Source organism: Microbacterium phyllosphaerae, assembly GCF_017876435.1.
Lineage (GTDB): Bacteria > Actinomycetota > Actinomycetes > Actinomycetales > Microbacteriaceae > Microbacterium > Microbacterium phyllosphaerae.
This window is the reverse complement of the sequence record NZ_JAGIOA010000001.1, coordinates 2,351,752-2,374,679: the sequence shown is the minus strand read 5'-3', so window position 1 is coordinate 2,374,679 and position 22,928 is coordinate 2,351,752. Positions and strand designations below refer to the sequence as shown.

Annotated in this window: 24 protein-coding genes; 10 read left to right on the top strand and 14 right to left on the bottom strand. The window is 66.4% G+C overall.

Going from position 1 to position 22,928, the window contains the following annotated elements:
• Nucleotides 1-143 precede the first annotated feature (143 nt).
• From JOF42_RS11130 to JOF42_RS11115, 4 genes are all read left to right on the top strand, one after another.
• The gene (locus JOF42_RS11130; RefSeq protein ID WP_210097913.1) at nt 144-692 is read left to right on the top strand and encodes a flavodoxin family protein; all 549 of its coding nucleotides are present in this window, start codon (nt 144-146) and stop codon (nt 690-692) included.
• 33 nt (nt 693-725) lie between these two features.
• Complete coding sequence (locus JOF42_RS11125; protein WP_210097912.1) at nt 726-1,154, top strand: MBL fold metallo-hydrolase RNA specificity domain-containing protein; 429 nt, start codon at nt 726-728, stop codon at nt 1,152-1,154.
• 109 nt (nt 1,155-1,263) lie between these two features.
• Entirely contained in the window at nt 1,264-2,322 is a 1,059-nt protein-coding gene (locus JOF42_RS11120; RefSeq protein ID WP_210099174.1) for a zinc-dependent alcohol dehydrogenase, read from the top strand.
• Between the two features lie 592 nt (nt 2,323-2,914).
• Nucleotides 2,915-3,760, top strand: a complete 846-nt coding sequence (locus JOF42_RS11115) for a class I SAM-dependent methyltransferase (RefSeq protein WP_210097911.1) — start codon at nt 2,915-2,917, stop codon at nt 3,758-3,760.
• 41 nt (nt 3,761-3,801) lie between these two features.
• Here the strand turns inward: JOF42_RS11115 and JOF42_RS11110 are convergent, their stop codons facing one another.
• The 3 genes from JOF42_RS11110 to JOF42_RS11100 are packed head-to-tail and all read right to left on the bottom strand — an operon-like array spanning nt 3,802 to nt 6,991.
• On the bottom strand, nt 3,802-6,150 hold the full coding sequence (locus JOF42_RS11110) for an ATP-binding cassette domain-containing protein (protein WP_210097910.1): 2,349 nt from the start codon (nt 6,148-6,150) through the stop codon (nt 3,802-3,804).
• A gap of 27 nt (nt 6,151-6,177) precedes the next feature.
• A complete protein-coding gene (locus JOF42_RS11105) occupies nt 6,178-6,588 on the bottom strand; it encodes a VOC family protein (RefSeq protein ID WP_210097909.1) in 411 nt (136 codons plus the stop codon).
• A gap of 4 nt (nt 6,589-6,592) precedes the next feature.
• A complete protein-coding gene (locus JOF42_RS11100) occupies nt 6,593-6,991 on the bottom strand; it encodes a helix-turn-helix transcriptional regulator (protein WP_210099173.1) in 399 nt (132 codons plus the stop codon).
• 181 nt (nt 6,992-7,172) lie between these two features.
• Here JOF42_RS11100 and JOF42_RS11095 point away from each other — a divergent pair, with 181 nt between their 5' ends.
• On the top strand, nt 7,173-7,772 hold the full coding sequence (locus JOF42_RS11095) for an HdeD family acid-resistance protein (protein WP_210097908.1): 600 nt from the start codon (nt 7,173-7,175) through the stop codon (nt 7,770-7,772).
• A gap of 59 nt (nt 7,773-7,831) precedes the next feature.
• Here JOF42_RS11095 and JOF42_RS11090 read toward each other — a convergent pair whose 3' ends face one another.
• Nucleotides 7,832-8,596, bottom strand: a complete 765-nt coding sequence (locus tag JOF42_RS11090) for an SDR family oxidoreductase (RefSeq protein ID WP_210097907.1) — start codon at nt 8,594-8,596, stop codon at nt 7,832-7,834.
• A 120-nt stretch (nt 8,597-8,716) separates the two neighbouring features.
• Here JOF42_RS11090 and JOF42_RS11085 point away from each other — a divergent pair, with 120 nt between their 5' ends.
• From JOF42_RS11085 to JOF42_RS11070, 4 genes are all read left to right on the top strand, one after another.
• Nucleotides 8,717-9,190 carry an NfeD family protein gene (locus JOF42_RS11085; protein WP_210097906.1) on the top strand — a complete coding sequence of 158 codons (474 nt, stop codon included), beginning with the start codon at nt 8,717-8,719 and terminating at the stop codon, nt 9,188-9,190.
• Nucleotides 9,191-9,199: 9 nt separating this feature from the next.
• Nucleotides 9,200-10,126: an SPFH domain-containing protein gene (locus JOF42_RS11080; RefSeq protein WP_210097905.1), complete on the top strand. Its 927-nt coding sequence runs from the start codon at nt 9,200-9,202 to the stop codon at nt 10,124-10,126.
• Nucleotides 10,123-10,896, top strand: coding sequence for a glycerophosphodiester phosphodiesterase family protein (locus JOF42_RS11075; protein WP_210097904.1), 774 nt, complete (start codon nt 10,123-10,125; stop codon nt 10,894-10,896). Before JOF42_RS11080 ends, JOF42_RS11075 begins: the two co-directional genes overlap by 4 nt.
• A 125-nt stretch (nt 10,897-11,021) precedes the next feature.
• Nucleotides 11,022-11,405, top strand: coding sequence for an RNA polymerase-binding protein RbpA (locus tag JOF42_RS11070; RefSeq protein ID WP_210097903.1), 384 nt, complete (start codon nt 11,022-11,024; stop codon nt 11,403-11,405).
• On the opposite strand, the gene lnt is transcribed toward JOF42_RS11070, so the two are convergent.
• From lnt to JOF42_RS11025, 9 genes are read right to left on the bottom strand one after another with little or no spacing between them, the layout of a single operon-like run.
• Nucleotides 11,402-12,925, bottom strand: coding sequence for an apolipoprotein N-acyltransferase (gene lnt, locus JOF42_RS11065; protein ID WP_210097902.1), 1,524 nt, complete (start codon nt 12,923-12,925; stop codon nt 11,402-11,404). The two genes, JOF42_RS11070 and lnt, sit on opposite strands and share 4 nt — an antisense overlap.
• 11 nt (nt 12,926-12,936) lie before the next feature.
• Nucleotides 12,937-15,414, bottom strand: a complete 2,478-nt coding sequence (locus JOF42_RS11060; protein WP_210097901.1) for a DEAD/DEAH box helicase — start codon at nt 15,412-15,414, stop codon at nt 12,937-12,939.
• The gene (gene tatC, locus JOF42_RS11055) at nt 15,411-16,169 is read right to left on the bottom strand and encodes a twin-arginine translocase subunit TatC (protein WP_210099172.1); all 759 of its coding nucleotides are present in this window, start codon (nt 16,167-16,169) and stop codon (nt 15,411-15,413) included. Before tatC ends, JOF42_RS11060 begins: the two co-directional genes overlap by 4 nt.
• Nucleotides 16,170-16,223: 54 nt before the next feature.
• The gene (gene tatA, locus JOF42_RS11050) at nt 16,224-16,481 is read right to left on the bottom strand and encodes a Sec-independent protein translocase subunit TatA (RefSeq protein WP_210097900.1); all 258 of its coding nucleotides are present in this window, start codon (nt 16,479-16,481) and stop codon (nt 16,224-16,226) included.
• Nucleotides 16,482-16,508: 27 nt separating this feature from the next.
• Entirely contained in the window at nt 16,509-17,498 is a 990-nt protein-coding gene (locus JOF42_RS11045) for a helix-turn-helix transcriptional regulator (RefSeq protein WP_210097899.1), read from the bottom strand.
• Nucleotides 17,495-18,490 carry a helix-turn-helix transcriptional regulator gene (locus JOF42_RS11040; RefSeq protein ID WP_210097898.1) on the bottom strand — a complete coding sequence of 332 codons (996 nt, stop codon included), beginning with the start codon at nt 18,488-18,490 and terminating at the stop codon, nt 17,495-17,497. Before JOF42_RS11040 ends, JOF42_RS11045 begins: the two co-directional genes overlap by 4 nt.
• Nucleotides 18,490-19,407 carry a hypothetical protein gene (locus JOF42_RS11035; RefSeq protein ID WP_210097897.1) on the bottom strand — a complete coding sequence of 306 codons (918 nt, stop codon included), beginning with the start codon at nt 19,405-19,407 and terminating at the stop codon, nt 18,490-18,492. Before JOF42_RS11035 ends, JOF42_RS11040 begins: the two co-directional genes overlap by 1 nt.
• A gap of 10 nt (nt 19,408-19,417) precedes the next feature.
• Nucleotides 19,418-20,437: a tRNA (adenine-N1)-methyltransferase gene (locus tag JOF42_RS11030; RefSeq protein WP_210097896.1), complete on the bottom strand. Its 1,020-nt coding sequence runs from the start codon at nt 20,435-20,437 to the stop codon at nt 19,418-19,420.
• Nucleotides 20,434-21,117, bottom strand: coding sequence for an HAD family hydrolase (locus tag JOF42_RS11025; protein ID WP_259159062.1), 684 nt, complete (start codon nt 21,115-21,117; stop codon nt 20,434-20,436). The genes JOF42_RS11030 and JOF42_RS11025 overlap by 4 nt, the downstream gene beginning before the upstream one ends.
• Before the next feature lie 91 nt (nt 21,118-21,208).
• Here JOF42_RS11025 and JOF42_RS11020 point away from each other — a divergent pair, with 91 nt between their 5' ends.
• Complete coding sequence (locus JOF42_RS11020) at nt 21,209-22,057, top strand: PAC2 family protein (RefSeq protein WP_210097895.1); 849 nt, start codon at nt 21,209-21,211, stop codon at nt 22,055-22,057.
• Between the two features lie 21 nt (nt 22,058-22,078).
• Here JOF42_RS11020 and JOF42_RS11015 read toward each other — a convergent pair whose 3' ends face one another.
• On the bottom strand, nt 22,079-22,903 hold the full coding sequence (locus tag JOF42_RS11015) for an undecaprenyl-diphosphate phosphatase (protein WP_210097894.1): 825 nt from the start codon (nt 22,901-22,903) through the stop codon (nt 22,079-22,081).
• Nucleotides 22,904-22,928 lie beyond the last annotated feature (25 nt).

The window sequence follows — 22,928 nt, the reverse complement described above, 5'->3', positions numbered from 1 at the left end:
AACTCGATCTTCGCCGTCCTTCCACCGCTGCAGGTGGGCCCCGCTGACCTGGCACTCCCGCCGACCCGGCCCATCGACATCACCGCTCTGAAGCGCGAGGAGAAGGAATCGTGACAGCGACCAGCTCACCCAGCCCGGGGCCGATGATCACGATCGTCTACGAATCGCTGTTCGGGAACACTCGTCTCATCGCGGAAACGATCGCGGACGGCATCCGGGAACAGCACATGCCGGTTTCCGTCGTGCCCGTCGCGAAAGCAGCCGCGCTCCCAGAATGCGATGTCCTCGTGGTGGGAGCTCCCACCCACGCACACTCGTTGAGCAGCCCGGCATCACGCACAGAAGCCGAACGATGGGCGCTCAATCCCTCGAGGCACCTGGCGCTCGAGAGCGGGAGTCTGACCACAGGAGTCCGAGAGTGGATCGAGCTACCGCCCGCCGCACGACACGGCTACGTGGCATTCGATACCCGTGTCGACATGCCACGCATCTTCACCGGTGCTGCGTCATCCGCGATCGGGAAGCGTTTGAAGAAGCACGGGCTGCGCGAGGTTCTCGCAGCGGAGAGCTTCCTCGTGGACAAGGACAGTCGTCTTCTCCCGGACCAGCATGACCGCGCACTGCGCTGGGGCCGTGAGATTGCGGCAACCGCGCGGGCACTGACAGGCCCATCGACACGAGTGCACACGTGAACGCCACGACTACGCGCCAGGCGCGGCGGTCCCATGATCATCGTCTCCGCGAGCGGGATGCTCGACGGCGGACGAATCTTGCACCATCTCCGCGCCTGCGGACCCGAGCACCGCAACACCATCGTCCTGACCGGCTGTCAGGCCGGGGGCACACGCGGCGCTCGACTTCTTGCGGGGGAACGGTCTCTCCGGATCTTCGGTAACGATGTGCCGATCCGGGCCGAGGTCGCGATGATCGATGCGATGTCAGCTCATGCGGATGCCGACGAGCTCATCGCATGGATGAAGCGTGCTCCTCATCCGCCCCAGGCCGTATACGTCACCCACGGCGAACCTTCCGCAGCGGACACTCTCAGACTCCGAATCGAACGGGAGATGGGGTGGCCGGCTCAGGTGCCCGATCAAGAGCAGCAAGTTCAGATCACGGAGCACCATGCAGCTGCGCACGCGATGTCGGCCTGATACATGAGATCAGCAGCTTCGTCGACGCTGCGGCGAAGGACCTTCGACCCGACCAGTGCGCCTGCACAGCGAAAGACTTCGAGCGTACCCATCCCGTCAAGGAGGAATGATGCGAGCAGCAGTTGTCTCAGAGTTCGGTTCACCGGCGCACGTGGACGAGCGTCCGATCCCACAGCCCGGTGCCGGCCAGGTCCTGGTTCGCTTGGAAACGTGCGGACTCTGTCACACCGACATCCACGCGATGCGCGGAGATTGGCCCGTGAAGCCGAACCTGCCTCTGGTCCCGGGCCACGAAGGCGTGGGGATCATCGAGCAGATCGGAAGCGGCGTCACCACCCGGACGATCGGCCAGCGCGTGGCGATGCCCTGGCTCGGCCACGCGTGCGGTGACTGCCGCTACTGCGTCAGCGGCCGAGAGAACCTCTGCGAACACCAGTACAACAACGGCTACGCCGTCGACGGAGGATTCGGCGAGTACATGCTCGCCGACGCGCGCTTCGCCACTCCCGTTCCTGACGGCGTCAGCGCCCTCGACGCCGCACCTCTCACCTGTGCCGGAGTCACGACTTATGCGGCGATAAAGAATGCACGCGTCACACCCGGAGAGACAGTCGCCATCTTCGGTGTCGGTGGACTCGGGCACCTCGCGGTCCAGTACGCACGCCTGGTCGGCGCGAAAGTCGTCGCGGTGGATGTCACTGCCGAGAAGCTCGACCTGGCCATAGCCCTCGGCGCGGACGATGTCATCAACGCGCGGGAGACGGATCCGGTTCAGGCGATCCGGGATCTCGGCGGAGCCGACGTCGTCGTGGTCCTCGCCGTCGCGCCTGCAGTCTTCAACCAGGCATTCGACTCGCTGAATCGCGGAGGCAGACTGGTGCTCGTCTCGCTGCCAGCCGGAGGGGAGCTGACCGTGCCGGTCTTCGACACCGTCTTGAAGGGGATCAGTATCATCGGCTCGATCGTCGGAACCAGACAGGACCTCGCCGAGGTGTTCGCGCTGCATGCCGCAGGGAGGACTCGGGTGGTCACCGAGACACGCGAACTTCAGAGCGTGAACTCCTCGGTTGAGGAGGTGCTCGCCGGCACGGTGCCAGCACGTCTCGTCTTTCAATTCCACACCGCGGACGTCGTTCCGGTTCGCGAACCCGCTCTGGGGCCTCGATAGGACTCGCGGACGACGCGACATCACAGGCAGCACTTTCGGTGACGTCAGAACCGGAGCACGCGAGTTCGGCTGTCCTCGATGCTGACGGAGGCGGTTGTGCCGTGGTTCGCACGTCACCGCCTCCAGAATCTGAGAACTTGACTGGGGGAGTGGTGACGGCGCCAGTCCTCCCAGACGGGCGCCTACACGTTCAGAGCCGTCGGCACTCGATACTGCGGCAGTCCCAGAGATAACCGGCTCGCCGCTCACCTACCCAGGCCGCGATTCTCGCTTCGACGCACCGGGCAGGTCGCCTCACCGTGCGAAAACTGAGAGACCCCAAGTGAGATCGGCTTGCGCAGGTGACTTCGAGCTGCGCGACGGCGCACCGGTGTCGTTCACGATTGACCGGGACCATGCCATCACCCACCAGGAGACATGGTCGAGTACCGACCGGATGACGGCGTCGCCCGTGCAGAGAGGATCATCAGCGAGGACATTTCTGCTCAGCAGAGCCCTGCGGAGGGGAGTCGCTTTCCGCCTGTTCTGACATAATGTGCATTATCGGCGTTACCGTGTTCATGCCGAACGGAGGCCTCGCTAGGCTCGAGGCGTGAACGGAAGCAACGTCGAGATCGACTGGGAAGCCGCACGCGGAGCCAACCTCCAGAACTGGGATGACCGCGTGCCACTGCACGAAGCGGCGTACGGGCTGGATGCGTTCGACGACACGACGCACATCAGTGACGTCGTGACTGACGACCTGCCTGTGCTCAGCCGATTCCTGCCCGGCGACACTCTCACCGGGCTCGACCTGTGCCACCTGCAGTGTCACATCGGCACCGACACGATCTCGTGGGCGCGTTCCGGGGCGGTCGTCACAGGCGTCGACTTCTCAACGCCCGCGCTGCGCGTCGCGGCCGCGCTCGCCGACCGCGCGCAGGTCGCCGCCACCTGGGTGGAAACGGACGTTCTCGACGCGCGCAGCGCGGTGTCGGGCGACTTCGACGTCGTGTACACGAGCATCGGCACGATCTGCTGGCTCGAGGACCTCGATCGCTGGGCAGCTCAGATCGTCGCACTGCTGCGTCCGGGCGGAACGTTCTTCATCCGCGACGGGCATCCCGCACTTCTCGCCCTCGACGAGGATGCGCAGGAACTCACGACGCGCTACCCGTACTTCGGAGACGGCCGCGCGCAGCAGTGGGACGACGAGTCCACCTATGCGGGTGACGGCACGGTCGCGCATTCGAGGACGTACGAGTGGCCGCACCCTCTGTCCGAGATCCTCGGCGCACTGCTTCGCGCAGGCCTTCGTCTCGTCCACTTCGATGAGGGACGAACGCTCCCGTGGCGGTTCAGCCCCCGAATGGTCGAGGTCCCCCGCGGCTACGCGTGGCCGGAGGCTGAGCGAAACCTCATCCCCTGCACGTTCACGATCGTCGCCCGCAAGGACTGACGGACACGGCCTTCTCCGACGTCGCCTGATCGGGCCCCGACCTAGGCGCCCACGTAGGCGGCGAGGTGCTCCCCAGTCACCGTCGACTTCGCCGCCACGAGGTCTGCGGGGCTCCCCTCGAACACCACGCGTCCACCGTCATGACCCGCGCCGGGCCCGATGTCGATGATCCAGTCGGCGTGCGCCATCACCGCCTGATGATGCTCGATGACGATCACGGTCTTGCCGGACTCCACGAGCCTGTCAAGAAGTCCGAGGATGTTCTCGACATCGGCGAGGTGCAGACCTGTGGTGGGTTCGTCGAGGACATACGTGTCGCCCTTCTCCCCCATCTGAATGGCGAGCTTGATCCGCTGACGCTCACCACCCGACAGCGTCGACAGGGGCTGGCCGAGTGAGAGATAGCCGAGTCCGACATCTTCGAGCCGCGCGAGGATGGCCGCAGCGGCAGGCAGCTTCGCATCGCCCTCGGAGAAGAAGACACGCGCCTCGGACACGGGCAGATCCAGCACCTGGGTGATGTCCTTGCCCGCGAGCTTGTACTCGAGCACAGCGGCCTGGAAGCGCTTGCCGCCGCAGTCCTCGCAGGGCGTCTCGATCGTGTCCATGAACCCGAGCTCGGTGATGATGACGCCTGCGCCCTTGCACGTCGGGCAGGCGCCCTCGGAGTTCGCGCTGAAGAGAGCCGGCTTGACCCCGTTGGCCTTCGCGAACGCTTTGCGGATCGGCTCCAGCATCCCGGTGTATGTGGCGGGGTTACTGCGACGCGAGCCCTTGATCGCCCCCTGATCGATCGCCACCACACCCTCGCGCTTCGAGACCGAGCCGTGGATGAGCGAGCTCTTGCCCGAACCCGCGACACCCGTCACGACTGTCAGGACACCCGTCGGGATGTCGACGTCGACATCCTGCAGGTTGTTCGCCGTGGCGCCGCGCACCTCGATCGCCCCGTCGCTCGTGCGCACGGAGGGCTTGAGGGCTGCTCGATCGTCGAGGTGCTCACCCGTGAGGGTGCCGCTGGCCTTGAGTCCGTCGACGGTGCCCTCGAAGCAGATCTCGCCACCCTTGCTTCCCGCGCCGGGGCCCAGGTCGACCACATGGTCGCCGATCGCGATGGTCTCGGGCTTGTGCTCGACCACGAGCACCGTGTTCCCTTTGTCTCGCAAGCGGAGCAGCAGCGTGTTCATGCGCTGGATGTCGTGTGGGTGCAGCCCGATCGTGGGCTCGTCGAACACATAGGTCACATCCGTCAGCGACGAACCGAGGTGGCGGAGCATCTTGATGCGCTGCGCCTCTCCCCCGGACAGCGTGCCGGACGGACGCTCGAGGCTCAGGTATCCGAGCCCGAGAGTGACGAATGCGTCGAGATTGGCGCTCAGTGCCTCGAGAAGAGGCGCTGCGCCGGGCAGCTCGAGACCTGCAACCCACGCGGCGAGGTCGGTCACCTGCATCCGGCAGGCGTCGGCGATGCTGATGCCGGCGATCTTCGACGAGCGCGCGCCCTCCGTGAGGCGGGTCCCGTCGCACTCGGGACAGGTCGCGAACGTGGCGACGCGCTCGACGAAGGCGCGGATGTGCGGCTGCAGGGCATCCAGGTCCTTCGAGAGCATCGACTTCGTGATCTTCGGGATGAGCCCCTCGTAGGTCATGTTGATGCCCGAGATCTTGACCTTCGTGACCTCGCCGTACAGGAACAGGTGCCGCTGCTTCTCGGTGAACGACGACACAGGCTTGTCCGCCGGGTAGAAGCCTGACGCGGAGAATCCCTTGACCATCCAGCCGTCGGCCGTGTACCCGGGCACCATGATGGCGCCCTCATCGAGCGACTTCGACTCGTCGACGATCTGAGCGAGGTCGAGGTCTGATACCGCTCCCCTGCCCTCGCACCGGGGACACATGCCACCGAGATAGATTGCATCCTTGACGATCTTCTTCTCACCGCCGGGCCCGGTCATCACACCGCTGGCCTTCTGCGTGGGGATGTTGAAGGAGAACGCCGTCGGTCCTCCGATGTAGGGCTGACCGAGCTTGCTGAAGAGGATGCGCAGCATCGCGTTCGCGTCGGTGACCGTCCCCACGGTCGACCGGGGGTTGGCCCCGAGCCGCTCCTGATCGACGATGATCGACGTCGTCAGCCCCTCCAGGACATCGACGTCCGGGCGAGGCACGGACGGCATGAAGCCCTGCACGAACGCACTGTAGGTCTCGTCGATCATCCGCCTCGACTCCGCCGCGATGGTGTCGAAGACCAGCGAGCTCTTGCCGGAGCCGGAGACTCCCGTGAACACCGTCAGACGACGCTTCGGGATGTCGACGCTGACCTCTTTGAGGTTGTTCTCGCGGGCTCCCTGAACGCGGATGAGGTCGTGTCCGTCGGCGACATGGGTCATGGTGGTCCTCAGTGTTCTCAGCCGGTGTCAGCCGGCCTGGTTGATGCGGAGAAGGTTGCCTGCGGGATCGCGGAAGGCGCAGTCGCGCACTCCGTACGGCTGATCCATGGGCTCCTGCACGACGTCGGCACCCTGCTCGACCAAGCGCTCGAAGAGCCCGTCGAGGTCGTCGCTCGCGAGGGTGAGCGCCGTGTAGCTGCCCTTCGCGATGAGCTCGAGGATCGTCTGCCTCTCGGCGTCGGTGATCCCCGGGTCGGTTGCCGGCGGATGCAGCACGATCGACGTCTCGGGCTGATTCTCGGGGCCGACGGTGAGCCATCGCAACCCGTCGTAGCCGACGTCGTTGCGCACCTCGAAGCCGAGGGCGTCGCGATAGAAGCCGAGGGCTGCCTCGGCATCCGTGTGCGGAAGGAATGCGTAGTGGATGCTGATCTTCATGGGTTCAGGCTAGATGTGCGTCGGTGCGGGGTGCTTCTTGATTCCTGATCGGTCTGATGACCTGCTTCGCGTGCACCGTCGGGATGCCGTCGACGTTGGTCGCGCGTTCACGGTACACGCTGGGTGAGACACCGACGAGCTCGGTGAATCGGGTGCTGAAGGTGCCGAGCGACGAGGACCCCACTTCGAAGCACACCTCCGTGACCGAGAGGTCGCCTCGGCGCAGCAGCGCCATGGCCCGCTCGATCCGACGGGTCATCAGATAGGAGTACGGAGACTCGCCGTATGCCTCTCGGAATCGACGGCTGAGGTGACCTGCCGACATGTGCACCCCCTTCGCGAGTGCTTCGACATCGAGGGGCTTCGCGTACTCGCGGTCGATACGGTCGCGCACCTTGCGCATGACGACGAGCTCGCGGAGACGGGCGTCGTCGTCAGGAGTCACGAATAGATCCTGCCATGACGCTTCATCACGCGGTATGTGCTTCTGAGATACCGCGGAGGACTCGCTCCCCCATCCCCACCCGGACAGCGCTACTCTGTGATCATCCCTCACAGGAATTTCTCAGAAAGGGTCCCCCACCATGGCCACTCCCCTCGCTTCCGAAGCGAAGTCGCTCTTCAAATCCATCCGGGTCGTCCTGGCGGTATCCGGAGTCATCGCACTGATCGCCGGCATCATCCTGCTCGTCTGGCCGCTCAAGTCCGCGGTGATCGTCACCGCCATCTTCGCGTCCTACCTCGTCGTCGCCGGTCTCGTCTACATCGGCCTCGGGATCTTCTCGAAGGTCAAGGGCGGTTGGGCTCGCGCCGGACACATCGTGCTCGGCCTGCTCTACATCGTCGCCGGCGTCATCGCCTTCGCGAACCTGGGCGTCGCCGCAGCGACACTCGCGCTCGTCGTGGTCATCTTCATCGGCATCAGCTGGATCGTCGACGGCGTGGTCGCCCTGTCGCTGCTCGGACAGGACGGCTCGCGCGTCTGGACGCTCCTGTACGCGTTGCTCAGCATCATCGCGGGTATCGTCGTGCTCTTCTCGCCGCTCTACGCCGCCGCCGTCCTGTGGCTGGTGCTCGGCATCTCGCTGGTCGTCCTGGGCATCGTTCAGATCGTCCGTGCGATCACGCTCGGCAAGGACGCGAAGAACTTCGTCGCGTCGGTCAACGCCGACACCGCGAACTGACAGCAGACAGGAAGAGGGCCCCGTCCATCAGGACGGGGCCCTCTTTCTGTGTCAGCGGGTCACTCGGCAGCGAAGGCGCTCACGTCGCCGACGAGACGCGTGTTGTCCGTCGGCACCGGGTCGACCGCGGCGCGTGCGACCTCGGCTGCGAACTCGGACACGTTGTAGAGCTTGCCCGCGGACTCGCGGCGCTCGGCGATCGCGCCGGGGTTGGCACGCTCGAGGAGTGTCGCCGTGATGGTTCCCTCGATCATGTCGCCGGAGACGACGGTGAAGCCGATCCCCTTCTCTGCCAGGCCCGGGATGCGCTCCCGGAGGGCGTCCTCCCCCGCGCGCTTCGACAGTGCCACCGGCTCGTACTCCGGCATCGTGGGCGTCGTGCGGATGAAGTGCGCCTGGTGGCTCGTGACGAACACCACGCGCGCGTCCTCGGTGAGCAGCGGCGTGGCCGCATCGAGCACGCTGAGCTGCGCGTCGCGGTTCAGGAGGAGCGCGTAGTCCTCGGCCATGCCGGACTCCATGCCGCCGGATGCGTTGAGCACGAGCACGTCCAGGTGTCCGAACTCCGCCTTCACGGCGTCGAACATCTCGGCGACGGATGCGGGGTCGGTGAGGTCTGCACCGACGACGAGGACACGGCGACCCAGTTCACGCAGCTGAGAGGCGAGCTTCTCGGCGCGCGGGGCCTTGTTGCGGAAGTTGATCACGACGTCGGCGCCTGCCTCGGCGAGATAGCGGACCGTGTCAGCGCCGATGCCTCGGGACGAACCGGTGACGAGGGCGACCTTGCCCTCGAGGGATCCTGCGGGAAGAACGTCGGTCACGGTGACTCCTCTGATGCGTGAAACGCCGTGATGACACGGCGCCTCCAGACTATCAAGGCGGCCTCCGCGGCCCGAGACCCGACCGATGGCGCGTGATAGGTTGACCGCAAAGGAGGCCGCATGGACAACTTCGCGACATTCGTTCAGTTCATCGACCAATGGGCATGGATCGGGTGGCTGGTCCTGATCGCCATCTTCCTCGTCATCGAGATGCTGACGCTCGACTTCACCTTCCTCATGCTCAGCTTCGGAAGCGCCGTCGGACTCGTCACCGACTTCATCGGCATCCCCGTCTGGGTGCAGGTCCTGATAGCCGCGGCGGCCGCAGCACTGTTCATCCTGTTCCTGCGCCCACCGCTGATCAAGCGGCTGCACAGGGGCGAGGACCCGACGAAGTCCAACGTCGATGCACTCCTCGAACTACGAGGCACCGCTCTTCAGGACATCACCCAGATCACCGGCCAGGTGAAGCTCAGCAACGGCGACACCTGGACAGCCCGCACCGCCGGACCCGTGCCCATCCCGCAGGGGTCCCCGATCGCGGTCGTCGCGATCAGCGGCGCGACCGCCACCGTCCGTCCCGTCAACGACTAGGAGAACCTCTTGGACGACGCATCGTTCATCCCCGCTGCGATCGGGTGGATCCTCGTCATCGCGATCATCATCTTCGTGGTGGTCACGCTGGCCAGATCCATCCGCATCATCCCGCAGGCGACGGCAGGTGTCGTCGAGCGCCTCGGTCGGTACCACAAGACGCTCATGCCGGGACTCAACATCCTCGTCCCCTTCATCGATCGGCTGCGTCCGCTGATCGACATGCGCGAGCAGGTCGTGTCGTTCCCGCCGCAGCCGGTGATCACGGAAGACAACCTCGTCGTCTCGATCGACACCGTGGTGTATTTCCAGGTGACGGATGCCCGGGCCGCGACCTACGAGATCGCGAACTACCTCGGCGCCGTCGAGCAGCTCACCACGACCACACTCCGTAACGTCGTGGGTGGCCTCAACCTCGAAGAGGCACTCACCAGCCGCGACAACATCAACGGCCAGCTGCGCGTCGTTCTCGACGAGGCCACCGGCAAGTGGGGAATCCGCGTCGGGCGTGTCGAGCTCAAGGCGATCGATCCGCCCATCTCCATCCAGGACTCGATGGAGAAGCAGATGCGCGCAGAGCGTGATCGCCGAGCAGCGATCCTCACGGCCGAAGGAACCAAGCAGTCCGCGATCCTCGAGGCAGAGGGTTCGCGGCAGGCCGAGATCCTGCGAGCCGAAGGTGACAAGCAAGCGGCGGTCCTGCGCGCTCAGGGTGAGGCCGAGGCCATCCAGAACGTCTTCACCGCCATCCACCAGGGTGCACCGGACGACAAGCTGCTGGCCTACCAGTACCTGCAGATGCTGCCGAAGATCAGCGAGGGACAGTCGAACAAGCTCTGGATCATTCCGAGCGAGCTGACCGAAGCCCTCAAGGGGATCGGCAGCGCGTTCACGCCGAAGCCCGGGCAGCCACCGACCAACCTGCCCGGCGCGTGACGCACCCGTACTTCGAGAAGGCACGTCACCCCCGAGTCCTCGCTCACCGCGGTCTTGTCACTGCGGCGGGTGAGGACTCCGGTGTGTGGGAGAACTCCGCGGCCGCCTTCGCGGCGGCGCATGCGGCGGGCGCGGAGTACATCGAGACCGACTGCCAGGTGACTGCAGACGGAGACGTCGTGCTCTTCCACGACTCGACGCTGCAACGCCTCGCCGGGGATCCCCGCGCGGTCAGCGAGGTGCGCACACGCGAGCTCGCCCTCATCTTCGCCGATCACGGCGGTCTCCTCACGGTCGCGGACGCGCTCGCCTCGTTCCCGACCGCGCGTTTCAACATCGACGTCAAGACGGCGGATGCGCCGCACCTGCTCGGCCCGATCCTCGTGGATCACACGGAGCGAGTCCTCGTCACGAGCTTCTCCGATGCGAACCGTCGAGCCACCGTCGCCGCGGTCCTCCGAGCCGGCGCAGCGTTGCGACCGGCCACCTCGGGCGGCAGCCGCACGATCGCCGCCGTGCGCGGGCTCTCGGCTCTCCGCCTCTCCCCCGCGCGGGTGCTGCGCGACATCGACGCGCTTCAGATTCCCGAACGGCACGGCGCACTCAGGATCCTCACCCCTGCTCTCCTCCGGTCCGCACACGCGCACGGCACCGAAGTGCACGTGTGGACGGTGAACGACTCGGACGACATGCGCAGGCTCGTCGCGTTCGGTGTGGACGGAATCGTCTCGGACCGCGCCGATCTCGCCCTGGCGACATTGGCCGGCTGAACGCGCCACGCCGCCCATACGCGCTCGCGCTGGGATTCCGCTGTGAATAGCGCCGAGAACCCGCTTGCGTGGATGAAGCGCACAGGCTGGAGCGTTATACCTGACAGCGACGAGAGGACCACACAATGGCAGATCGCAGCCTACGCGGCATCCGACTCGGCGCCCAGAGCCTACAGAGCGAAGAGGGCGTCGTGTTCATGGAGCGCCGTGAAACCACCTACATCTGTGACACCTGCGGCCATGTCACGAACCTGATGTTCGCAGCGGACGCAGAGCCGCCGCAGACCTGGGAGTGCCGTGCCTGCGGCGCGGACGCCCGCCTGAACGTCGACGGCCAGGCCGTCACGCTCGACGCCGCCGACGAGAAGGCCGCGCGAACGCACTGGGACATGCTGTTGGAGCGTCGGACCCGCGCGGAGCTCGAGGAGCTTCTCGAAGAACGACTCGCCTTCATCCGCGCCCGCCGCGGAGCCGGTGAAGACCCGACCCGCGAGAAGATCGGCGCCTAACGCCTCCGAGCGCGCAGCCACCCGAAGGCGAGCGCGCCCAGGCCGCCCCACAGCAGGATCTGCTGAATCCAGGGGCCGAGAGCAACTCCCGCTGTGAGGCCGGAGCGAAGTTCGACATCCTCGAGCAGCGCTCCGGCCTTTCCCGCATCCAGGCTCGAGACGGTGGAGCCGTCCGGGCGGATCACCTGGCTCGTCCCGACCGTCGAGATGTTGACCACGCTGCGACCGGTCTCGATCGCCCGCATCCGTGCGAAGGCGAGCTGCTGCAGATTCTCGTCGGTTCCGCGGAAGTCCGCGTTGTTCGTCTGGAAGACCAGCACCTCGGCGCCCTCTGCCATTCCCTCGTTGATCACGTCGTCGTAGATCACATCGAAGCAGATGGCGAGACCGACCTTCACGCCGTCGACGTCGACCACCGGAGCGTTCGAACCAGGCGTGTACTCCCGCTGGATCAGACCGATCAGATCGGGCGCGAGGGCATTGAAGAAGGGCCTGTCCGGCACGTACTCGCCGAACGGCACCGGATGCCGCTTGTCATGGAGCTGTCCGGTCGCCCCGTCCTCGGTCCACAGCAGCGAGGTGTTGTAGAAGAGTCCGTCACGTTCCGTGGCGGCGTTGGCGAGCAGGGGTGCGCCGATGCGCGAGGCGATCGCGCTCATCCGCCTCGCCAGCGACTCGGACTGGAACGGGTCGAAGTCGAGCGAACCCTCGGGCCACACCAACAGGTCGACGTCTTCGCCGTAGAGCGGCACGGTCGCATCCGTCTGCGCATCGATGAGCGAGTACGGCTTTCGCTCATCGAAATAGCCGCTCGGCCCGTTCCCCTGCACGGCGGCGATGCGCATGGATCCGCTGACGGTCGTGGGGAACAACGGTGTGACGAGCAGCGCGACAGCGACGACGACCGGCGCGACCAGGGCCGTCGGGTGACGCCAGACCCTCTCACGCACCACCTGGATGACCAGGGCGACGACGAACACCATCAGGAAGCTGAGTCCGCTCACCCCGATCCAGGACGCGACGTGCGCCAGCGGACTCTCGGCCTGACTCATGCCCAGACGGGCCCACGGGAAGCCTCCGTACGGCCACGAACCCACGAACAGCTCCCGCCCAACCCAGAGTGCGGCGACGACTGCCGGAAGGAGCAGGAGCCGCGCCCAGAGACCCGGCAGAGCCCTGGGGATCCAGCGATAGGCGAACGTGATCAGGATGAGCGCGACGGCCGTCAGGACGCCTTCCAGCACGCTCAGTGCGGCCCAGGGCAGCGGACCCAGGTAACGCGAGGTGAATGACACCAGCAGCCCGAAGAAGATCACTCCGTAGACCAGCCCCACCGCCAGCGCACCTCCCGCCCTGCGTCCGATGAGTGCGATCAGCAGCAACGCGGTGGCCGGGAAGGCGAGCACCCACACCGCGGTGTCGGGATACGACAGATCCATGAGCAGCGCTGCGGCCGCTGCAGCGGGAAGCGCGAGCGAGAGCGGCAGAAGTGGGCGCTGTCGCGCTCGGGAGTCAGGCATCGTTCCTCTGGTCACATCGAAGAATAGGCGACGATGCCGCGACGGACACCGTCGAGTGCGACGCGCGCGTTCCGGGCGAGAGCCCCGTCTTCGGCGACGATCGAGAGCTGATCGAGGAGGTCGATCGTCTGCTTCGCCCAGCGCACGAAGTCGCCCGCGGCCATGTCCGCGTCCACCAGCACACGATCCAGCATCCCCCCGCGCGCCCATGAGTGCATGGCACCGGCGAGTCCGGCGGCGAGAGGCTCACTGCCCGGAAGGTGATGATCCTTCTCGAGGTCGTCAAGCTCCGCCCACAGCGTCGTGGTCTTCTCGTATGCGGCGCGGAAGGCTCCGCGTGGGAGATCACGCTCCCCCGAATTCGCCTCGTCTCGGCGCGGCTCGTAGACGAGGCAGCACGCCATCGCCGCCAACGACGGGGCGTCCAACCCGTTCCAGAGGCCTTGCCTGAGAGATTCGGCCACCAGGAGGTCGCGCTCACCGTAGATGCGTCGCATCGTGCGCCCCGCCTCCGTGAGGCTGGTCTCGTCGTCGTCATCGCGTCGCAGGTAGTCGAGCGTCTCGAGCACCTCGACGACCCGGTCGAAGACCCGCGCGACCGTTCCGGTCCTGTTCTCGATCTGGCGACGGATGCGGTCGGTCTGCCGCTTGAGCTTCCAATACCGCTCGGCCCAGCGCGCGTGCGATTCGCGGTCGGGGCAGCGGTGGCATCCGTGTCGCTGCATTCGCGTACGCAGACCCTGGATCTGCTTCATGCGCTTGTCGCGCGTGACCCGCGGAGCGTTCGAGTCCTGGCGGTTCTTCTTCTCGAGGTCGCTCAGCTCACGGCGGATCGACGCGTAGTCGAGGAAGTCTCCGTGGTCGCAGACCATCGCCGACTTGTACCCCTCGAGTGACTCGTCGGCCTCTCGCACCTGCCGTGCGAGTCCCACGACCGCGCGGTCCGCCTGGAACTGGGCGAACGACGACTCGAGGATCTGACGGGCACGAGCCTTTCCGAACAGGTCAATCAGGTTGACCGCCATGTTGTACGTCGGGCGGAAGCTGGAGTTGAGCGGATACGTGCGACGAGACGCGAGTGCAGCGACGGACTGGGGATCCATGCCCTCGGTCCACTGCACGACGGCGTGGCCCTCGACGTCGATGCCGCGACGCCCCGCGCGTCCTGTCAGCTGCGTGTACTCCCCGGAGGTGATCGCAACGCGCGCCTCGCCGTTGAACTTCTCCATCTTCTCGAGGACGACGGTTCGAGCCGGCATGTTGATCCCGAGAGCGAGGGTCTCGGTCGCGAACACGACCTTCACGAGCTTGCGTTTGAAGAGGTCCTCCACGACCTCCTTGAAGGCGGGAAGGAGACCGGCGTGGTGAGCGGCGACGCCTCGTTCCAGGTTGTCGAGCCACTCGAAGTAACCCAGCACCCCGAGGTCCTCGTCCTGCAGAGACCTCGTGCGTTCTTCGACGATCGCACGGATCTCGGCACGCTCATCGGCCGACGTGAGCCGTACGCCCGAGCGCCTGACCTGCTGCACGGCGGCATCGCAACCGACCCGGCTGAAGATGAAGAAGATCGCCGGAAGGAGATTCGAGCGTTCGAGGAGACGGATGACGTCCGGCCTGTCCATCCGCTCGATGCGGCGCACGTTCGAAGCGCGGACCGGTCGCCGTCCGCCTCGCGGCGGGCGCTGTGCCTGTCGCCCCGCGTGGCGATTGCTGCGGTACGACTGCGCGTCGCGGTTGTTCTCGTAGTTCGAGCCGGTGAAGGAGCGGATGCGCATCAGCTCCTGATTCACCTGCGCGGTGGCGACGCCCGCGCGGTCGTCGAACAGCGGCAGGAGGTCGTCGCGTACCAGCACGTGCTGCTCGAGCGGCACGGGCCGGATCTCGGAGACGATCACCTCGGTGTCGCCTCGCACGGTGTCGAGCCAGTCACCGAACTCCTCGGCGTTCGAGACGGTCGCGCTGAGCGATACGAGCCGCACGTGCTGCGGGAGGTGGATGATCACCTCTTCCCACACGGCACCGCGGAAGCGATCGGCGAGGTAGTGCACCTCGTCCATGATCACGTACTGCAGATCGCGCAGAGCGGCCGAGTCCGCGTAGATCATGTTGCGGAGCACCTCGGTCGTCATCACGACGATGCGGGCATTGCCGTTGATGTTCGTGTCACCGGTCAGCAGTCCGACCTCGTCGGGTCCGTAGACATCGACCAGTTCGCGGAACTTCTGGTTCGACAGGGCCTTCATCGGCGTCGTGTAGAACGCCTTGTCCCTCGGGGTCTGCATCGCCAGATGGATCGCGAACTCGCCGACGATCGTCTTGCCTGCCCCGGTCGGCGCAGCCACGAGCACGCTGCTGCCGTCCTCGAGCGCGTGACAGCCCTCTATCTGGAAGGGGTCGAGCTCGAACTTCTGGCTGGCACCGAATGCGACGGTCGCGGGGTGCCCGGCGGCCTCACGGGCGGCGGCGTACCGCTCGGAGGGCGAGCTCATGCGCTCACGGGTTCGATGCCTGCGGCCTCATCGCGCTTTCGCTTGCGGCGGTCGAACAGCATCGAGACGAAGGTTGCCGCGAAATACAGCACGATCATGGATGCCATGAGGAGCAGCATCGAGAAGACGTCGGCAGGCGGAGTGGTGATCGCTGCGAAGATCGTGCACACGAGGATCGCGACCCGCCATCCCTTGAGGATGTCGCGGCCCGACATGACTCCCGCGAGGTTCAGCGCCACGAGGAAGACGGGGAGGACGAAGGCGATGCCGAGCACCAGCAGGAACTTGAAGACGAAGTCGTAGTACGTCGAGTAGTCGAAGAACTGCGCCATTCCCGTAGGCACGAACGACGCCATGATCTCGATGACGTGCGGAAGGACGAAGAACGCCACGGTGCACCCGCCGAAGAACAGCGGGATCGAGGCACCGAGGAAACCCCACGTGTACTGGGTCTCCTTCTTCGTGAGCCCCGGCATGACGAAAGCCCATACCTGCCACAGCCAGACGGGTGCCGAGATCAGAAGCCCGATCGCGAACGCGATGCGCATGCGCAGATCGAAACCGCTCGTGACGGTCGTGAAGTTGAGGCCGACGTAGTCACGCCCCGCCTCTTCGGCGATGGTCCGGATCGGAATCGACAGGAGTTCGATGATCGGGCCGGTGACGAAGAACGCGATGACCATCCCGACCACCAGCGCGCCGGCGGCGATGAACAGCCGCCGGCGGAGTTCGACCAGATGCGCACCGAGAGACATCCGCCTGTCTCGGCCGGATGTCTCCTGGTCGGCGGATTCGAGAGCGGACACAGACTACGCGGATCGAGGAGGCTGACCCGGATCCGTGTCGCGAGCCGTCACCGTGGTGTCCGCGACGGATGCGGTGGGCGTCGGCGCACCGGGCTCCGTGGCGTCACTCGCGTCCTCGTTCTTCATCGCCTTCATCTCACCCTTGAACACGCGCGCGGACTGTCCGAGGCTCTTCGCGAGTGCCGGCAGCTTCGCCGCACCGAAGAGCAACAGAATGACGGCGAGGATGATCAGCAGATGTGGCCAACCGAAAGCGCCCATGATTCTCCTTCGTCGTTTCCTGCAAGTCTAACCGGCGTTGTCGCCATCCGGGTGGCGATACAGCGCGAGTCCGGCTTCTGCCCACTCTCGGGCCGCCGTGCGCGCCACCGTCGGCTCGACCACTTCGAGCGCCCCACCGAAGCGTGCGGCGAGCCGTTTGATCCCCCGGGGATCCGCGAGGTGGAGTCGTGCGGTCACGACGCCGTCCTCGATCTCCACGTTGTCGGACGTCAGGAAATCGCCGAGCAGCGGCGCCACCCGCTCCGGCACGCGGACACGAACCTCCCCCTCGTCGTCGAGAGCGGAGAAGGCCTCGGGGACGTGGTCTCCCGCATGCGTGATCGGGATGTCTGTCAGGCGCGCGTCACTCACCCGGTCGAGGTGGAACGTGCGCATCGCCTGGCGCATGTGGCACCACCCCTGCAGGTACCACTGCGCGTTCGTGATGATCACCTGCACGGGATCCACCGTGCGGGTCGTCGGCTCGGCATCCGGCGCCTGGTAGGTGAACGACACCGCGACACCGCTCCGGACGCCCTGTGACACGACCTGCCGCACCTCGTCGACCGCGCTCGGAGCGACCACGACCTCGGCCGGCGCGTCGGCCGCGCCACGGGAGAGCTTCGAGATCAGTCCGGTGACGAGGCCCGAATCCGAGACGGCGGGTACCGCGGCGACCATCTGGAGACCGGCGAGAAGCGCCGCCGCCTCGCGCGCGGTGAAGCGTGGGACGCGGCGCAGGGCGACGTCGTTCGTGATCTCGATGACGTCCTCTTCGTCGAGCAGATCCCAGTTGATGTCGAACATCTCCTGTGGCTGCTGCCAGAATCCGGAGTCGCCCGGGAGGCCGATCACGGTGAGCTTCTCGACCATCTGGCGCATCTCGGCGGTGGTGACACCGAACTCTTCCGCCGCCTCCGCCAGCGACACCTGTCCGTGCTCGAGAAGGTAAGGGACGAGAGTCAGGTACACCCGCACCCGATCGGCCGCGAGCAACGGCTTCGTCTGGGCGCTCATGCGGTCTCCCCCGCCACGGAGTTGGTGGTCACGACGGCAGTCAGCCGGTCTACCACGGCATCACGGAGAGCCGCCGGCTCGACCACGCGCACCTCCGGCCCGTACGAGGCGAGCTCGTCGGCGAGGATGTGCAGGTCGACGAAAGGCACGAGGATCCCCTGCGTCGCCGCGGGGACTCCACGGCGACCCAGACGCAGCGAGGCCTCCGTCCCCGGGGTGATCTCGAGAAGAGCGGAGTTCTGCGACGCGACCTGCTGGAGTCCCGCCAGGGCGCGCTCTCCCGCCCCTTCGCGAAGCTCCGGAGAGAACGAGGTCGGTGTGATCTTGACGTCACCGACGATCCGGCTGAGGAGGAACATGCGGTCGGCGTCGATGTCGACATCCACGCCGAAGACGTGCCACCGGGCCTCGTAGTCGACGAGAGCCAACGGGCGGATCCGGCGGCGACGCGGGGCGCTCTCCCCCGGCTTGAGGTAGTCGAACGTGACCACCCGGCTCTTCTCGATCGCGTCCTGCAGCTGAGGGAACGCCGCATCACGCGCCGTGATCCGCGGCGCGAAGCCGATGATGGGCTCGTCACCGTCGATTCCCAGTGCACGGATCTTGCGCACGCCGGCCGTGGCATCGCTCGACGCCGACTCCGCACTCCACACGCTGCCTGCGAGCTGCAGCACGGCGAGCTCGGCAGCGGTGAACTCGATGTCGCTCGGCAGGTCGTATTCCGCCTGCGGAATACGGTAGCGAGCCTCACGGAGGTCATTGGGGTCGGCTTGGTCGCCGATCGTCTCGACAGGGACGCCGAGAGTGCGCAGCTCGTCCTTGTCTCGCTCGAACATCTTCTCCAGCGCATCCGACCGCACTCCGGCGTCGGCGCGCTGGCGATAACCGGAGACGTTGTCGAGGATCTGCTGCTTGGTGAGCCCGATCTCCGTGGCCATGAGCGCCACGACGAGATTCGTCAGACGCTCCTCCGCGGGAATACGGGCCGCCATCACTGCTCCGGTGCGGGGACGATGCCCAGGATGTCGACGACGATCACCGTGGCCGGGTTGCCGTCCGCCTCGGGCACGACGACCAGCAGCTGTGATCCGACGGTCGCGCCGACGAGCTCTTTCGCGGCGGGTCCGATGTTGGGCTCCGCTCCCCACGTGGTGGAGGTGACGGTCTTGTCCTCCCAGCCGAGACCCGTGATGTTGGTCACGATCGTCGAGTCCTTCTCGACCTTGGCGCCGTCTCCCTTGATCAGCGTCTGCGTCACCGCGGTCTTCGGAGCAGCGCTGTCGGGGATGATCACGCCGGGCGTTCCGTCAGGTGCCCGCACGACGGTCGGCATTCCACGGGCGTCGTTGAACTGGGAGGCGCCTTCGGCCCGCGCGAGGTAGACGTCGAGGACGTCGACGACCGCCACGATGTTCTCGCCCTCGGCGAGGCCGAAGGCCTCCACGTTGGCATCGCCGAAGTCTTCGGGAGTCATCACCGCGACGATTCGGCTGCCGCCGGTGGCGCACTCGAGCACCGTCTCGAGGCCGGGCGAACGCTGGGCCCAGTACGAGATGCTGTGCACACGGCTGGTGTCGCCGTTGTACTCCGATTCATACAGCTTCTTGCCGCTCTTCCCGCCGTAGAAGGCGAGATCGAGCACCATCGGCTGGGAGACGGACTCGAGCGTTCGTCCGTCACCGGTGATGATGTCGGTGTATGCGGTCTCATCCGACTTGACGGGGCTGTAGACCGTCACGTCCGGCGCGTCGCCGAGGTCGCCCTCGACCGTGACCGAGTCGGCCACGGAGGCGGTGGAATCGGCCGTTCGATCGCACGCGGATCCCGCGAACGACGGAGCGGATGCGCATCCGCTCAGAGCGAGGACGGCGAGGCTGAGGGTGGCCAGAACGGCGGACGTTTTACGCACGCGCTCAAGTCTATTCCGTCAACGACTCCGATTCGCGCGAACCGGAGGCGAGGCGCGCCCCCTGGGCGGCCTTCTCGGCCTCGCGCGCACGCTTGCGGAGGTTCTTGTCGTTGATCTCGCGATCGCCGACCGCCCCCGGTGTCCACTGCTCCACATCCGCGTCGCCATAGCTGCTCTTCGACGCGCGACGCTTGACCTGCGGCGCGACCGCTCCGGGAGCGAGACGACGCGCGGTCAGCAGGAAGCCGGTGTGCGCGACCATGCGGTGATCGGGTCGCACGGCGAGGCCTTCGACGTGCCACCCGCGCACCATCGTCTCGGAGGCTTCCGGATCCGTGAACAGCCCCGTGCTCCGGATGTACTCGGCCACGCGGGAGAGCTGGGTCGCGGTGGCGACGTAGCAGAGCACGACTCCGCCGGGCGTCAGCGCATCGGCGACGACGTCCATGCACTCCCAGGGCGCAAGCATGTCGAGGACCACACGGTCGACCGTGCCGGCGGGGAACTCCTCAGGGAGCGCTTCGGCGAGGTCCCCGACCACGACGCTCCACGTATCCGGAGTCTCGCCGAAGAACGTCTCGACATTGCCGCGCGCGACCTGCGCGAACTCCTCGCGCCGTTCGAACGAGACCAGCCTGCCGGCGTGACCGATGGCCCGCAGCAAAGACAGCGACAGGGCACCGGAACCGACCCCCGCCTCGACCACGACGGAGCCGGGGAAGATGTCGGCCTGCATCACGATCTGCGCCGCATCCTTCGGGTACACGATCGCAGCGCCGCGAGGCATCGACATCGCGAAGTCGCGCAGCAGGGGTCGCAGAGCGAGATAGTCATGACCGGAGCTGTTGGCCACCACAGAACCGTCGGGCAGACCGATCAGGTCGCGGTGCCGCAGCACTCCCTGGTGGGTGTGGAGCTCGCCGTCCTCGCGCAGCGTCACGGTGTGCAGGCGTCCCTTGGGCCCGGTCAGCTGCACCCGGTCGCCCTCTCGGAACGGCCCGCTCGGCCGCTGTGAGGTGGTGGTCGTCATCGGGTGGCTCCCGTCATGGAGTTCTTGCGGTCGAACAGGTCGATGAGGTCGGCGGCGGTGCGTCCCTCGAGCGTCGGCCAGAGCTCATGCGCTCCGACATGGTCGAGCGGCACGATGTGCGGGACGCCGAGCGCGACGGCTCCGGAGGCGATCCCGGCACGGAGTCCGGTCGGCGAGTCCTCGATCACGACCGCGTCGGCGATGTCGATCTCGAGCAGCCCTGCGGCGTGCAGATACGGCTCCGGGTGCGGTTTGGGATTGGTCACGTCATCGCCGGCGACGACGATGTCGAATGCGTCGAACTCGATCAGGTCGACCACGCTCAACGCCATCCGGCGGAGCGACATGGTCACGAGTCCGGTCGGGATCCCTGCCGATCGCAGGTCCTGGAGCAACTCGCGCGCACCCGGACGGAACGGCACGCCCTGCGTGCGCAGCGCCTCCTGCACTCCGTCGGTGAGCAGCGCGACGATGGCCTCGGCATCCATGTCGACGCCGGCGTTCTGCAGGATGATCGCACTGTCGATCAGCCCGTTGCCCACCAGCTGCAGAGCGTCTTCGTGACTCCAGGTGCCTCCGAAGGATTCGACCAGCCGGGTCTCCGCCGCCATCCAATACGGCTCGGTGTCGACGAGTGTTCCGTCCATGTCCCAGAGGATCGCGCGGGGCTGTCTGCTCACTGAACCATGTTAGCCGTGGCTCCGCGCCCTCCCCGCGCAGTCGGACTAGCCTGGAGGGATACCGATCCGGATATCGCGAAGGGAGCCCATGATGGATGTCCTCGGTTCACGCATCGTCATCGTCGCCTTCGACGGCTGGAATGACGCGGGCGAGGCGGCGAGCGGCGCGATCGCCGCACTGCGCGAGACGACCGATTACGACCTCGTGCACTCGATCGATCCCGAGCTGTACTTCGACTATCAGTACACGCGCCCCGCGACGAAGATGGATGCCGAAGGGCGCCGTCAGCTCACCTGGCCGGAGGCCGGACTGTGGCGTCCGCGCAATCCCGCGCCCGGGCCGGAGTTCTGGGTGCTGACCGGAGTCGAGCCCGCGCGCACGTGGCAGGCCTTCGCGGCGGAGTTCATCGACGTCGCGCTCCGTGATGACATCACCGGCTTCGTGACCCTCGGCGCCATGCTCTCGGACGTGCCGCACACCCGACCGATCTCGATCTTCGCCTCGAGCCAGAACGAGCAGGTGCGCGAGGCGCACGGTCTGGAACGTTCCCTGTACGAGGGCCCCGTCGGGATCCTGAGTGTGATCGAGCACTTCGCCGAGAGCGCCGGCATCCCGACAGCGAGCCTCTGGGCCAGCGTGCCGCACTACGTCGCGTCTGCGACGCCGTCGCCGAAGGTCACCCTCGCACTGCTCGACCGGCTCGAGGAGCTGACCGGCGTCGATGTGCCGCGTGATCATCTGCGCACCGAGGCCGCCGCGTGGGAGGCCTCGATCGATGCTGCCGCAGCAGACGACGAGGACATGACGGAGTACATCCAGCAGCTCGAGCGGACCCGAGACACGTGGGACTCCCCCGATGCCTCGGGTGACGCGATCGCACAGGCGTTCGAGCGGTATCTCAAGCGCCGCGGAGACGGCCCCGGGGACCACAAGCGCTAGTCCCCGGGTGTGTCTCCGCGCTCAGGCCGCGATGACGCCCGTGCCGAGCAGGACCAGCAGGACGGTTCCGAGCAGGATGCGGTAGATCACGAACGGCAGGAAGCTGCGCTTCGAGATGTAGTTCATGAAGAAGGCGATCACTCCGAGAGCCACGACGAACGCGATGCCGGTCGCAGCGAGCGTGTCGCCGAACGAGAAGAACGACGGCTCGTCCCAGCTCTTGAACACCTGATAGAAGCCGCTTCCGAAGACCGCGGGGATCGCGAGCAGGAACGCGTACCGAGCCGCAGCGGCGCGCTCGTAGCCCAGGAACAGCCCCATCGTGATCGTTCCACCCGAGCGTGAGACTCCGGGGATCAGCGCCAGAGCCTGCGCGAAGCCGTAGGCGATGCCGTGCGGGTACGTCAGCTGGTCGAGCTTGCGGCGCTTGGCGCCGACGTGGTCGGCGATGCCGAGCAGGATGCCGAAGACGATCAGCATGATCGCGACGATCCACAGCGACCGGAAGACGGTCTCGATCTGGTCCTGGAAGAGCAGTCCGAGCAGCACGATCGGGATGCTGCCGATGATGATCATCCAGCCCATGCGCGCGTCGGGATCGCTGCGAGGAACGCGGCCGGTCAGGGAGCGGAACCACTGTGCGATGATCCGCACGATGTCGCGCCAGAAGAAGACCACCACCGCCGCCTCGGTGCCGATCTGCGTGATCGCGGTGAACGCGGCGCCCGGGTCCTCGCCGGAGGGCAGGAAGGTTCCGAGGATGCGCAGATGGGCGCTGGAGGAGATCGGGAGGAACTCGGTGAGTCCCTGGACGATGCCGAGGATGAGCGCTTCGAGCAGGTGCATGGAGGAGCTTTCTGAATCGTGGTGC